Below are 11,950 nucleotides of genomic sequence, written 5' to 3' on the forward strand. Positions count from 1 at the left end.
CCCCGCCCCGTTTCTCCAGCGGTTCGTGTGGCCGCCGCGTCAGCGGCCCTTCGGCATTCTCGTGCCCTTGGGCATCGGGCCCTTCGGGATCGGCATGTTGCTCATCAGGTCGCCCAGCGCCCGCAGACGGTCGTTCACGGCCGTCACCTGCGCGCCCGGCAGCACCCGCGGCAGCTTCAGCAGGGTGGTGTGCAGCTTCTTCAGCGACACCTGGCCCTCGCCGTCACCCACGACGATGTCGTGCACCGGCACGTCCGCGACGATGCGCGCCATGCGCTTCTTCTCGGCCGCCAGCAGGGCCTTGACCCGGTTCGGGTTGCCCTCGCCGACCAGCACGATGCCCGCCTTGCCGACGGCCCGGTGGACGACGTCCTGGTTGCGGTTCATCGCGACCGCGGGTGTCGTCGTCCAGCCACCGCGCCGGATGTTCTCCAGGACCGCGGCAGCCGCGCCCGGCTGGCCCTCCATCTGCCCGAAGGCGGCGCGCTCGGCGCGGCGCCCGAAGACGATCGCCATCGCGAGGAAAGCCAGCAGGAAGCCCAGGATGCCCAGGTAGACCGGGTGGTCGATCCAGAAGCCGATGGCAAGGAGTACACCGAAGGTGACAATGCCCACAGCTGCGACGACAAGACCGACCTTCGAGTCGACCTTCTTGGTCATCTTGTAGGTCAGGGCGATCTGCTTCAGTCGCCCGGGGTTCTCGGATGTTTCCTTCCTCGCCATACGGCGCAGTTTACGTCGCCTGCGGACCGGGGGCCGCCACGGCCTCCAGCACGTGCTGCGCCTCGCGCCGGTCCTTCGCCCGGCGCCGGTCCTCCAGCACGGCCGTCCAGGCGTTCCGGCGGGCTGTGCGCTGCCCGCCGCGCATCAGCAGCCCCTCCAGCGCGCGCAGGGCCCCGGTGACGGACGGAGGCCGGACGGAGAGCGTGGAAGGCAAGGTGGACGAGGCACTGGAGACGGTCGCCAGAACTGCGGTACCGGGCGCGGCCTGCATGTCGGTTTTCCCCTCGGGAGCGGAAGGATGCGTAGGCGTGGAGGGTGAGGTCGTGCAGTGGGCCGAACGGGGGTCGTGCACGGGGGTGCGCACGGGTGCACAGCCGTACCCGGTGGGTCGTACTGCTGTGCGTACATCTATCGTCACTGAACGGTGTTACCAATGGATGACCTGTTGGTCAAACACCTATGAAACGTTGACGCGGCCCGTACCTTCCCCAGCTGTCGCCGGAGGGTGCGGGCCGCGTCGGTACGCGTCAGTGCGCCGAGTTACGCCTCGGCTCGGCTCCGCCGCTCCATCGCCTGCTGGTGCAGCCTGCCCGCCCGGTACGAGGAGCGGACGAGGGGGCCGGACATGACGCCGGCGAAGCCGATCTCCTCGGCCTCCTCCTTCAGCTCCACGAACTCCTGCGGCTTCACCCAGCGCTCCACCGGGTGGTGGCGGACCGACGGGCGCAGGTACTGGGTGATGGTGATCAGGTCGCAGCCGGCGTCGTGCAGATCCTGCAGGGCCTCGCTGATCTCCTCGCGGGTCTCGCCCATGCCGAGGATCAGGTTGGACTTGGTCACCAGGCCGGCCGTGCGGGCGCGGGTGATGACCTCCAGCGAGCGCTCGTAGCGGAAGCCCGGGCGGATCCGCTTGAAGATGCGCGGGACGGTCTCGACGTTGTGCGCGAAGACCTCGGGGCGGGACTCGAAGACCTCTTCGAGCAGCTCCGGGACCGCGTTGAAGTCGGGGGCGAGCAGCTCCACCTTGGTGTGACCGCCCTCGCGGCCGGCGGTCTGCCGGTGGATCTCGCGCACGGTCTCGGCGTACAGCCAGGCGCCGCCGTCCGCCAGGTCGTCGCGGGCGACGCCCGTGATGGTGGCGTAGTTCAGGTCCATCGCCACGACGGACTCGCCCACGCGGCGCGGCTCGTCGCGGTCCAGCGCCTGCGGCTTGCCCGTGTCGATCTGGCAGAAGTCACATCGCCGGGTGCACTGGTCGCCGCCGATGAGGAACGTCGCCTCGCGGTCCTCCCAGCACTCGTAGATGTTGGGACAGCCGGCCTCCTGGCACACGGTGTGCAGGCCCTCGCGCTTCACCAGGCCATGGAGCTCCTTGTACTCGGGGCCCATCTTCGCGCGGGTCTTGATCCACTCGGGCTTCCGCTCGATGGGGGTCTGGGCGTTCCGGACCTCCAAGCGCAGCATCTTGCGTCCGTCGGGTGCGACAGCGGACACGTCCGGCTCCCTATGACTTCGATTCCTCGGCGAACACCAGGGTACGCCCGTTATTTCCTCTGCTCTGACGCCGCCGCCTCCAGCGGAGGCGGCCCGTCAGCTCGCCTGGGCCGCCACGGCCCGGGGGAGGGGCTCCTGCGACCGGAGGACCTCCCGCAGATGCTTCTCCACCAGGGGAACCACCTCGGCCACGGTCACCTTCCGGCCCAGCTCATTGGAGAGCGAGGTCACACCGGCGTCGCGGATGCCACAGGGCACGATGCGGTCGAACCAGGTGTTGTCCGGATCACAGTTGATGGCGAAGCCGTGCATGGTGACGCCCTTGGCGATGCGGATGCCGATCGCCGCCAGCTTGCGGTCCTCGCGGCGCTGGCCGGCGTTGGACGGGGCGTACTCCGGGCCGTTCAGCCGCGGGTCGAACTCCTCGTCGGTCAGCCGCGGGTCGAAGTCCAGGTCCAGCCCGGGGATCGCCGGGCGCTGCTCCACCGGGTCGCCCAGGACCCAGACGCCACTGCGGCCCTCCACCCGGGTGGTCTCCAGGCCGAGCTCCGCGCAGGTGCGGATCAGGGCCTCCTCCAGGCGGCGCACATGGGCGATCACGTCCACCGGGCGGGGGAGCTTGAGGATGGGGTAGCCGACGAGCTGGCCCGGGCCGTGCCAGGTGATCTTCCCGCCGCGGTCGACGTCCACCACGGGGGTGCCGTCCAGGGGGCGCTCGCTGTCCTCCGTGCGCCGTCCGGCCGTGTAGACCGCCGGGTGCTCCAGCAGCAGGCAGGTGTCGGGGATCTCGTCCGCGAACCGGGCCGCGTGGACCGTGCGCTGCTCCTGCCACGCCTCCTGGTACTCGACGGCGTCCGCCCCGAAGCCCAGGTGGACAAAGCGCAGCTCAGTCACGGCAGCTCCTCTTCGCACCGGTGGCTCGTCCCCCGGTCCGTCTCGCTCGGTCTCGGTGTCTCTCGGCGTACGACACGCCCTTGCCACTGTACGGCGGGGCGCCGGCAACCCCGCAGGCGGCCGTCGCCCGGAGTGACCCTCCGCGGCTATTTGATCTGTCCTCACACGATCGGATGAATGCGGGGCGAAGGTGGCGATCGGGGCGGCGGGGGCCGCTAAGTTCACGCCGTTCCAGGAACAAAGATCCAGGAAAGATCCAGGGAGACCGGCAGGCTGATGACGGAACGACCCCCACAGCGCATCCCCAACCGTCAGCTCGCTGCGCTCATCGCGGAGGCCGGCTTCTCCAATGCGGGCCTGGCCCGCCGCGTCGACCAATTGGGTCTGGAGCACGGCCTCGACCTGCGGTACGACAAGACCTCGGTCACCCGGTGGCTGCGCGGGCAGCAGCCGCGCGGGACCACGCCCGCCCTGATCGCCGAGGTGTTCACCCGGCGGCTCGGGCGCCGGCTGTCGGCGCAGGACCTCGGGCTCGACGCGTGCGCCCCCGTGTATGCCGGGCTGGAATTCGCCGCGTCGCCGGAGGAGGCCATTGACATCGTCAGCGGGCTCTGGCGCAAGGACTCCGGCAGCCACACCGAGCTACGGAAGATCGCCTTCACCCCGGCCGGGCTGGTGGTGCCGAGCCGCGACTGGCTCATCGGGCGTGCGGACGAACGGGTGGCGCGCGGCGCCACCCCCGCGCCCTCGGCCGAGGGCGCACGCCTGCCGCTGCAGGCGCGCGGCGGGCAGGTGTCGCTGCCCCGGCAACGGCTCACCGAGCGGGCACCCGGCAGCCGGGTCTCCATGGGCGACATCGCCGCCCTGCGGTCCGTCGGCGAGCTCTTCCGGACCATCGACCACGCCTACGGCGGCGGGCACGCCCGGCAGGCGCTCGTGCGCTATCTGGAGCACGAGACCGAGCCGATGCTGCGCGGGACGTACGGGGAGACGACCGGCCGGCGGCTGTTCGCCGCCGCGGCCGACCTGACCCGGCTCGCCGGATGGACCTCGTACGACATCGCGGCGCACGGGCTCGCCCAGCGCTACTACGTGCAGGCGCTGCGGCTGGCCCAGGCCGCCGGGGACCGGGCCTACGGCTCGTACGTCCTCGTCACCATGAGCCGGCAGGCCGTCTACCTGGGCCACGGACGCGAGGCAGTGCAGCTCGCGCGCGTCGCCCAGCAGGGCGTCGGCTCCGGGGCGCCGCCGGTCGTCCAGTCGCTGCTGCACGGCGTGGAGGCGCGCGGGCACGGGGTGCTGGGCGAGGTGCGGGCCTGCTCGGCGTCCCTGGCCCGGGCGGAACGGGCGCTGGAGAGCTCGCGGGCGGGGGACGACGTGCCGTACTGGGCGCGGTTCTTCGACGAGGCGCACCTCGCCGACGAGTTCGCGCACTGCCACCGCGACCTGCAGCAGTACCGGGCCGCCGCCCAGCACGCGGAGCGGTCGCTGCAGCTGCGGAGCCCGGCGTACGCGCGCAGCCGGCTGTTCTGCCGGGTGGTGCTGGCGTCGGCGCGGCTCGGGCTGGGCGAGCTGGAGCAGGCGTGCCTGCTGGGCGCGGAGGCGGCGCAGCAGGCGGCGGAGATGCGCTCGGTGCGGGCGCTGGAGTACGTACGGGACTTCGAGCGCCGGCTGGAGCCGTACCGCGACGCGGCGGCCGTCCGGGCCTACCGGGAGAAGGTGGCCGGACTCTAGCCCGGCCCCCCGTCCCCGGCCCCCCGTCGGGCGGCCGGGGCTGTGGCTACGCCGCCCGCAGCGTCTGCGCGGCGTAGCCCGGGCGGATGCCCAGGTCGTGCAGGACCGCCTGGGCGGCGCGGCGGCCCGAGAAGAGGGCGCCCTGGACCGTGCTGGTGTCGCGGTGGTCCCCGCACACGTAGAGGCCGGACAGGAGGCGGACCTGGCGGCGGACGTCGTGGGGGGCCGGCATCGCCGGGACCGCGTCCGGGTCGTGGTGGGCGGACAGCAGCTGCCACGCCGTGGTCGAGGTGTCGTAGACGTGGGACAGCTGGGCCCTCGCCCGGCGGTCCAGCTCGGTGACGGGCAGGCCCGCCGCCGTGCCCAGGACCGTGGACGTGATCAGGGTGCGGCCCCGGGGCGCGCGGTCGGGGTCCACCTCGCTGGCCACCGTGGTGTGGGCCACCGGGCCCCGGCGGGTGCCGGTCAGCAGCAGCGAGGCGTCGCGCAGCGGCGGGGCGTCGGTGGTGTGGTGCAGGACCGTCACCGGGTGGAAGCCGGGCAGCCGCAGGCCCGGGATCAGCTCCGCGGCGGCCCGCGCGCCCGTCGCCACGATCACCGAGCGGCACCTGACCTCCCCGTGCGCCGCCGTGGCGACGGACGTGGTGCCGACGGACGTGGCCTGTACGCCCGTACGGACCGTCTCCGGCGGCAGCTGGGCGGCCAGCAGCCGGGGCAGGACGCCCGCGCCCCCGGCCGGCAGGCACAGGCGGCCGCGGGCGTAGCCGCGCAGGACCAGGTCCGCGCAACGGCTGGAGGTGGTGAGGTCCGGGTCGGAGAGCAGGGAGGTCAGCAGCGGGCGCAGGAAGCCCTCCACGGTCCGGGCCGGCAGGCCGCGGCCCGCGAGGGTCGCCGCCGTGGGCCGGTCGGGGCGGGCCAGCATGCGGTCCATGGGCAGGGACGCGAGGCGGGCCAGGGCCGCGCCGAGGCGCGCCTGGTCGAGGCCGGCGCTGCGGGAGGCGCGTGCCGCGGCGAAGGCCCGGGCGGTGGTGAAGGCGCGCTTGGCGCCCCGCAGTTCGCCGGTGCGGAGGTTGCGGCCGTCGGTGTGGACCAGCACCCCGGGGGTGAAGGGGCGCAGCTTGAGGGCCTCCAGGCCGGGGGTGCGGAAGAGCTCCGGGAAGGAGGTGTTGAGCAGCTGTCCCGTGCGGTCCAGCCGGAAGCCGTCGATCTCCTCGGTGGTCATGCGGCCGCCCGGGTAAGGGGCTTCCTCCAGGACGGTGACTGTTACCCCGGCACTGGTGAGATGGTGAGCCGCAGTAAGGCCGGCGAGGCCGGCGCCCACGATGACGACGTCAGCGTGGTGTGCGGTGTGGCGTGCGCTGCTGAGCACGTGCCCTCCCGGGGTCGGTCCGCTCGCTCGGGGGCCTGATGCCCTCAACCGGCGGCGGCGATGCGCGAGTTCGCCTCGACCGTAGAGAGAATTCCGGTCAATAACAGTCGCGCACAGGGCGAGCACGGTCGCACGGTGGTCGCACGCGGCACCGTTGTGATGCGGGGTGGGGGAGCGTCAGCTGCCCGCCAGCGACGCGCGTACGGCGCTCTCGACGTCCGGGCAGGCGAAGGAGAAGCCGGACTCCAGCAGGCGGCGCGGCAGGACGCGCTGGCTGCCCAGGACCTCACCGGCCAGCCCGCCCAGGACGAGCCTGAGCGCCGGAGCGGGCGCCGGCAAGAGCGTCGGGCGCTTCAGCACGCGCCCCGTCGCCTCGGTCGCCTCGCGGTTGGTGACCGGATGCGGTGCGGTGAGGTTGAACGGGCCGGAGAGCGAGGGGCCGTCCAGCAGGTGGCGCAGCGCTGCGATGTGGTCCTGCAGGGCGATGAAGCTCCAGTACTGCCGGCCGCTCCCCAGCCGCCCCCCGAGCCCGAGTCTGAAGAGCGGCAGCATGCTTCCCCAGGCCCCTCCGTCGCGGGAGACGACCAGGCCGGTGCGCAGGAGCACGGTGCGGACGCCCGCCTCCACGGCCGCGCCCGTCGCCTGCTCCCACTCCTGGCAGACCTCGGCCAGGAAGCCGCTGCCGGGCGGGGCGCTCTCGTCGACGGTCCGGTCGCCGGTGTCGCCGTAGATGCCGATCGCGCTGGCGCTCAGCAGGACGCGGGGCGGAGTGCCGAGCGCCGCCACGGCCTCGGCGATCGCTCGCGTGCCGTGCACCCGGCTGTCGCGGATCTCCTTCTTGTACGCGTCCGTCCAGCGGTGGTCGCCGATGCCCGCCCCGGCCAGGTGCACCACCGCCTCGCAGCCGGCCAGGGCCTCGGTGTTCACCTTCTCCCCGTCGCCGCCGGGAGGTGTCCCCGGCCGCCGCGGATCCCACCGCACCTCGCCGGAGTGCCGGGGCGGGCGGCGGACGAGGCGCACCACCTCGTGGCCGTCGGCCTCCAGGGAGCGCACGAGAGCCGTGCCGATGACGCCGGTCGAACCGGTTACCGCAATGCGCATGGGCGGACCCTTACCCGGTCAGGAGCCGAATCTGTCCCACACCTTGGGGAGCCGTTCCGCCAGCGCCGCCTCGTCCTCCAGGTCGAGGGGCGTGCCGAGCGGCTCGGACGGCGGGGGCGGCAGGCCCAGGTCGGGGGTCTCGACCCCCGTCAGCTGCTCGTACGCCTCGTCCGCCGCATACCCCAGGTCCTCCCCGTCCCCGTCCACCTCCTCGTCGAAGTCCTCCAGGAGGTCCGCGAGCGCGTCCGGGTCGTGCACCGCACCCTCGAACACCTCCCGGCCCTGGCCGATCAGCCAGCAGCGGAAGTAGTCGAAGGCGTCGTCGCTCGCACCGCCGAGCAGCACGCCGGCCGCCCCCCACAGGTCCCACAGGTACGCACGGTTGTACCGCGCCTCGAAGTGCCGGGAGAAGTCGAGCACGGCGTCGGGGTCGAGCTGCGTCAGCCTCTCGACCAGGAGATCTGCCTGGTCCTGGGCATCCCCGTCGGCGGCCTCGCGCGTGCTGTCGATCAGCTCCCAGAACTCCGTCTCGTCCATCACGGGACCAGCATCGGGCCTGCCGCCGGGCCACGCACCCCGGGCGTGCCGGATGCGGCCGTGTTGTTATCGGTGGGCCGGGAGCGGCCGGATGCGGCCCGAGGTCCGCTCGCCCCGGAAAACCCGCCGGAAAAACACGACAGAAGATGTCCGGATTCGATGGGAGCGTCGGTCCCGTCAGCGAGGAGCGACGAGAGGAGACCGTTCATGAACGCGCCGAAGGACCTGGAAGGCCGCGTGTGCCTGGTCGCGGGGGCCACGCGCGGCGCCGGGCGGGCCATGGCCGTGCAGCTGGGCGCCCGGGGCGCCGTCGTCTACGCGACGGGGCGCTCGACCCGTGGCCGGCGCAGCGAGGTGAACCGCCCCGAGACCATCGAGGAGACCGCCGAGCTGGTGACGGCCGCGGGCGGCACCGGCGTCGCCGTGCCCACCGACCACCTGGAGCCCGCGCAGGTGCGGGCCCTCGTCGAGCGCATCGACCGCGACCACGGGCGGCTCGACGTCCTCGTCAACGACGTCTGGGGCGGGGACCACCTGATCGAGTTCGACACGAAGGTCTGGGAGGTGGACCTGGAGAAGGGGCTGCGGATGCTGCGGCTGTCCGTCGACACGCACGCGATCACCAGCCATTTCGCCCTCCCGCTGCTCGTCCGGCGGCCCGGCGGGCTCGTCGTGGAGATCACGGACGGCACGGAGGAGTTCAACCGCACCTACCGGGGCAACCTCTTCTTCGACCTGGCCAAGTACGCCCCCATCCGCATGGCCCTCGGCCTCGCCCGGGAGATCGAGGAGTACGGCGGCACGGCCGTCTCCCTCACGCCCGGCTTCCTGCGCTCGGAGGAGATGCTCGACCACTTCGGCGTCACCGAGGCCACCTGGCGGGACGCGGTGGCCAAGAGCCCGCACTTCGCCATCTCCGAGTCCCCCGCGTTCATCGGGCGAGGCGTGGCCGCCCTCGCCGCCGATCCGGACCGCGCCCGCTGGAACGGCAGGTCGCTCTCCAGCGGCGAGCTGGCCGCGGCGTACGGCTTCGACGACCTGGACGGCTCGCGGCCGGACTGCTTCGCGTACTTCAAGGACGTGGTCTTCGGCGGCAAGGACGCCCCCGCCGACGACTACCGGTAGAGGCCGGCGCTGCGGGCGGCCGCCCGCGCGAACCGCTCGCGCAGCTCCGGCGGCCCCAGCACCTCCGCCTCCGGGCCCAGGCCCAGCAGCTGGGCGTACGCCACCTCCTGTGTCTCCACGGGCAGCGTGAGGGTCGTACGGCCCCGCCCGTCCGGCGGGCCGGCCTCCGCCAGGGCCTCACGGGCCGCCACGGGATCCGTGACGTGCGGCAGGAGGCGCGCCCCCTCCGGGCTCAGCCGCAGCTCCACCCGGTCGCGCAGGATCGAGCGGGCGAACTGCGCCGCCCGCTCCTCCCAGAAGCCCGGCAGATCGAAGTCGGCGGTGCGGCGGAAGCGCTCCGCGCCGACCGTCACCGCGGTGAAGCGGTCCGCGCGGTAGACGCGGAAGTCGTCGCCGGCCCGGGCCGCCACGTACCAGACGCCGGCCTTCAGGACGAGCCCGTACGGCTCCAGCTCCCGCTCCCGCTCGGACTCCGTTTCCCGCCGCCGGTAGCGGGCCGTGACGCGCCGGTCGTCCCAGACGGCGTCGGCGAGGGCGGGCAGCAGCGGGGGCGGGTCGTGGGGCTGCCACCAGCCGGGGGCGTCGAGGTGGAAGCGCTGGGCCGCACTCGCGGGCGCGTCGCCCAGCTCGGGCAGGAGCGCGGCGGACACCTTCAGACGGGCGGCGGAGGCGGCGTCGGCCAGGCCCATGTCGCGCAGCGCCGACGGCACGCCGGAGAGGAAGAGCGCCTCGGCTTCCGTACGGCCCAGGCCGGTCAGCCGCGTGCGGTAGCCGCCGACGAGGCGGTACCCGCCGGTGCGGCCGCGGTCGGCGTAGACGGGGACGCCCGCCTCGGACAGGGCGAGGACGTCCCGCGAGACCGTGCGCTCCGAGACCTCCAGCTGACGCGCGAGCTCCGTGCCGGTCATCGACGGGCGGGACTGGAGCAGGAGCATCAGCTTGATCAGACGGGACGCACGCATGGGCCCATGATGCCGGGTGCCACCGACAGCGGGGCGTGACGACAGGAGCCCGCGTGCCGAGTCAGGGCATGGACGAGCGCGCGGGGTCCTGTCGTCACCCCTGAGCCGCTCCGCGTCACAGGACAGGGCGCGCGACGCGGCTCCGGCGGAGACGATACGCCTTTGATCGATGATCGATCAATGCCTGGCCGTCAGATTCGCGGTGCGCAGTTCAGCACGTGCCGCTTGAGGACCTCGCCGATGGCCGGATCCCGCCGCCGGAAGGCCCGGACGATCTCCGCGTGGTCCTCGGCGTGGGCCCGCGGCTCCGGGCTCAGCCAGCGGATCGACAGCGTCGTCCACACCTCGATGCCCAGCGACTCCCACGTGTGCAGCAACACCGAGTTCCCGGCGGCCCGCACGATCTCGCGGTGGAAGGCGACCGTGTGGCGGGCCTGCGCCTCGCTGTCGCCCGCGCGGTCCGCCACCTGCAGGGCGGCCACCTCCCGCTCCAGCGCCGAGACGTCCTCGGCCAGGGCGTCCGCGGCCAGCTCGGCGGCCACCTGCTCCAGACCCGCCCGGACCGGGTAGCTCTCCTTGAGGTCGGCGGCGCTCAGGTCACGGACCCGCACGCCCTTGTTGGGAACGGACTCGATCAGCCGCAGCGACTCCAGCTCGCGCAGTGCCTCGCGCACCGGGGTCTGGCTCACCAGCAGCTCGGCGGCGATCCGGCGCTCCACGATGCGCTCGCCCGGCTGCCAGCGGCCGCTCACGATCCCTTCGAGGATGTGCTCGCGGATCTGCTCGCGCAGCGAATGCACGACGGGCGGGGTCATTTCTCTCCTTGGTCGGATCTGCCGGTTACGTCATTATCGACGCTTCCCCCGGCCCGACGGTCCGGCCGGGGGTCCGGGGGGGCGTCCCCCGGGAACCGCAGCGGGCAGACGGAAGGGCGCGGCCCCGGCCCGTACGGAGTACGGAACCGGGGCCGCGCCCTTCAGCGCTCACTGACGGAAACGCTCGGGTCAGAGACCGATCTCGGTCTCGAACTCGGCGGCCTCCAGGATCTGCTTGACCGTGGTCAGGTAACGGGCCGCGTCGGCACCGTCCACCAGGCGGTGGTCGTAGGAGAGCGCCAGGTACGTCATGTCGCGGATCGCGATGGTCTCGCCGAGCTCCGGGTGGTTGATGACCACCGGGCGCTTGACGGTCGCACCGATACCCAGGATGCCGACCTGGTTCGGGGGCACGATGACCGTGTCGAACAGCGCACCGCGCGAGCCGGTGTTGCTGATCGTGAAGGTCGCGCCGGCCAGGTCGTCCGGGCTGATCTTGCTGGAACGGACCTTGCCGGCCAGCTCCGCGGTCTTGCGCGCGATGCCCGCGATGTTGAGGTCACCCGCACCCTTGATGACCGGGGTCATCAGGCCCTTCTCCGAGTCGACGGCGATGCCGACGTTCTCGGAGTCGAAGTAGGTGATGGTGTTCTCGTCCTCGTTGATCCGGGCGTTGATGACCGGGTGGGCCTTCAGCGCCTGGACGGCGGCCTTGACGAAGAACGGCATCGGGGACAGCTTGACGCCCTCACGGGCGGCGAAGGCGTCCTTGGCCTTGTTGCGCATCCGCATGATCTTGGTGATGTCCACCTCGACCACGGAGGTCAGCTGCGCCTGGCCGTGCAGCGCCTTCATCATGTTGTCGGCGATGACCTTGCGCATGCGCGGCATCTTGACCGTCTGACCGCGCAGCGGGGACGCCTCAAGAGCCGGAGCCTTCGGCGCGGCGGCGGCCGGGGCGGCAGCCGGAGCGGCGGCCGGGGCCTGCGCGGCCTTGGCGGCCTCGGCGGCGGCGATGACGTCCTGCTTGCGGATGCGGCCACCGACGCCGGTGCCCGCGACCGTGCTCAGGTCGACGCCGGACTCGGCGGCGAGCTTGCGCACCAGCGGGGTGACGTAGGCGCCGTCGGCCGCCGGGGTGACCGCGGCGGGGGCCGGAGCGGCCGGGGCCACCGGCGCGGGGGCCGGAGCCGGGG

12 protein-coding genes are annotated in these 11,950 nt (G+C 73.0%); 2 read left to right on the forward strand and 10 right to left on the reverse strand.

Annotated elements, in window-relative coordinates:
* Window positions 1-39: 39 nt before the first annotated feature.
* The 4 genes from LE181_RS24315 to lipB form a co-directional block, all read right to left on the reverse strand.
* On the reverse strand, window positions 40-723 hold the full coding sequence (locus LE181_RS24315) for a DUF4191 domain-containing protein (RefSeq protein ID WP_190111801.1): 684 nt from the start codon (window positions 721-723) through the stop codon (window positions 40-42).
* Window positions 724-733: 10 nt separating this feature from the next.
* A complete protein-coding gene (locus LE181_RS24320; protein WP_225663620.1) occupies window positions 734-994 on the reverse strand; it encodes an SCO2195 family GlnR-regulated protein in 261 nt (86 codons plus the stop codon).
* A gap of 269 nt (window positions 995-1,263) precedes the next feature.
* Window positions 1,264-2,217 carry a lipoyl synthase gene (lipA, locus tag LE181_RS24325; RefSeq protein ID WP_225663621.1) on the reverse strand — a complete coding sequence of 318 codons (954 nt, stop codon included), beginning with the start codon at window positions 2,215-2,217 and terminating at the stop codon, window positions 1,264-1,266.
* A 96-nt stretch (window positions 2,218-2,313) separates the two neighbouring features.
* Window positions 2,314-3,111: a lipoyl(octanoyl) transferase LipB gene (gene lipB / locus LE181_RS24330; RefSeq protein ID WP_225663622.1), complete on the reverse strand. Its 798-nt coding sequence runs from the start codon at window positions 3,109-3,111 to the stop codon at window positions 2,314-2,316.
* A 276-nt stretch (window positions 3,112-3,387) separates the two neighbouring features.
* Here lipB and LE181_RS24335 point away from each other — a divergent pair, with 276 nt between their 5' ends.
* Entirely contained in the window at window positions 3,388-4,845 is a 1,458-nt protein-coding gene (locus LE181_RS24335; protein ID WP_225663623.1) for an NsdA family TPR-like regulatory protein, read from the forward strand.
* 46 nt (window positions 4,846-4,891) lie between these two features.
* On the opposite strand, the gene LE181_RS24340 is transcribed toward LE181_RS24335, so the two are convergent.
* The 3 genes from LE181_RS24340 to LE181_RS24350 form a co-directional block, all read right to left on the reverse strand.
* Window positions 4,892-6,214, reverse strand: coding sequence for an NAD(P)/FAD-dependent oxidoreductase (locus tag LE181_RS24340; RefSeq protein WP_225663624.1), 1,323 nt, complete (start codon window positions 6,212-6,214; stop codon window positions 4,892-4,894).
* A 177-nt stretch (window positions 6,215-6,391) separates the two neighbouring features.
* A complete protein-coding gene (locus LE181_RS24345; RefSeq protein ID WP_225663625.1) occupies window positions 6,392-7,315 on the reverse strand; it encodes a TIGR01777 family oxidoreductase in 924 nt (307 codons plus the stop codon).
* Between the two features lie 18 nt (window positions 7,316-7,333).
* Window positions 7,334-7,852 carry a DUF4240 domain-containing protein gene (locus tag LE181_RS24350; RefSeq protein ID WP_225663630.1) on the reverse strand — a complete coding sequence of 173 codons (519 nt, stop codon included), beginning with the start codon at window positions 7,850-7,852 and terminating at the stop codon, window positions 7,334-7,336.
* A 207-nt stretch (window positions 7,853-8,059) separates the two neighbouring features.
* Here LE181_RS24350 and LE181_RS24355 point away from each other — a divergent pair, with 207 nt between their 5' ends.
* Entirely contained in the window at window positions 8,060-8,977 is a 918-nt protein-coding gene (locus LE181_RS24355; protein ID WP_225663626.1) for an SDR family oxidoreductase, read from the forward strand.
* Here the strand turns inward: LE181_RS24355 and LE181_RS24360 are convergent.
* The 3 genes from LE181_RS24360 to sucB form a co-directional block, all read right to left on the reverse strand.
* Window positions 8,968-9,939 carry a helix-turn-helix transcriptional regulator gene (locus LE181_RS24360; protein ID WP_225663627.1) on the reverse strand — a complete coding sequence of 324 codons (972 nt, stop codon included), beginning with the start codon at window positions 9,937-9,939 and terminating at the stop codon, window positions 8,968-8,970. The two genes, LE181_RS24355 and LE181_RS24360, sit on opposite strands and share 10 nt — an antisense overlap.
* Before the next feature lie 191 nt (window positions 9,940-10,130).
* A complete protein-coding gene (locus LE181_RS24365; protein ID WP_225663628.1) occupies window positions 10,131-10,754 on the reverse strand; it encodes a GntR family transcriptional regulator in 624 nt (207 codons plus the stop codon).
* A 189-nt stretch (window positions 10,755-10,943) separates the two neighbouring features.
* Window positions 10,944-11,950 (reverse strand): 2-oxoglutarate dehydrogenase, E2 component, dihydrolipoamide succinyltransferase (sucB, locus tag LE181_RS24370; RefSeq protein ID WP_225663629.1); only part of this gene is annotated, 1,007 nt, incomplete at its 5' end.

It is taken from the genome of Streptomyces sichuanensis, assembly GCF_020328095.1.
Lineage (GTDB): Bacteria > Actinomycetota > Actinomycetes > Streptomycetales > Streptomycetaceae > Streptomyces > Streptomyces cinnamoneus.

Excerpts from the sequence above, each read along its gene's own strand:
- LE181_RS24315 (WP_190111801.1), bottom strand. The coding sequence starts at position 723 with ATGGCGAGGAAGGAAACATCCGAGAACCCCGGGCGACTGAAGCAGATC.
- LE181_RS24320 (WP_225663620.1), bottom strand. The coding sequence starts at position 994 with ATGCAGGCCGCGCCCGGTACCGCAGTTCTGGCGACCGTCTCCAGTGCC.
- LE181_RS24335 (WP_225663623.1), top strand. The coding sequence starts at position 3,388 with ATGACGGAACGACCCCCACAGCGCATCCCCAACCGTCAGCTCGCTGCG.
- LE181_RS24345 (WP_225663625.1), bottom strand. The coding sequence starts at position 7,315 with ATGCGCATTGCGGTAACCGGTTCGACCGGCGTCATCGGCACGGCTCTC.
- LE181_RS24350 (WP_225663630.1), bottom strand. The coding sequence starts at position 7,852 with ATGGACGAGACGGAGTTCTGGGAGCTGATCGACAGCACGCGCGAGGCC.
- LE181_RS24355 (WP_225663626.1), top strand. The coding sequence starts at position 8,060 with ATGAACGCGCCGAAGGACCTGGAAGGCCGCGTGTGCCTGGTCGCGGGG.
- LE181_RS24360 (WP_225663627.1), bottom strand. The coding sequence starts at position 9,939 with ATGCGTGCGTCCCGTCTGATCAAGCTGATGCTCCTGCTCCAGTCCCGC.
- LE181_RS24365 (WP_225663628.1), bottom strand. The coding sequence starts at position 10,754 with ATGACCCCGCCCGTCGTGCATTCGCTGCGCGAGCAGATCCGCGAGCAC.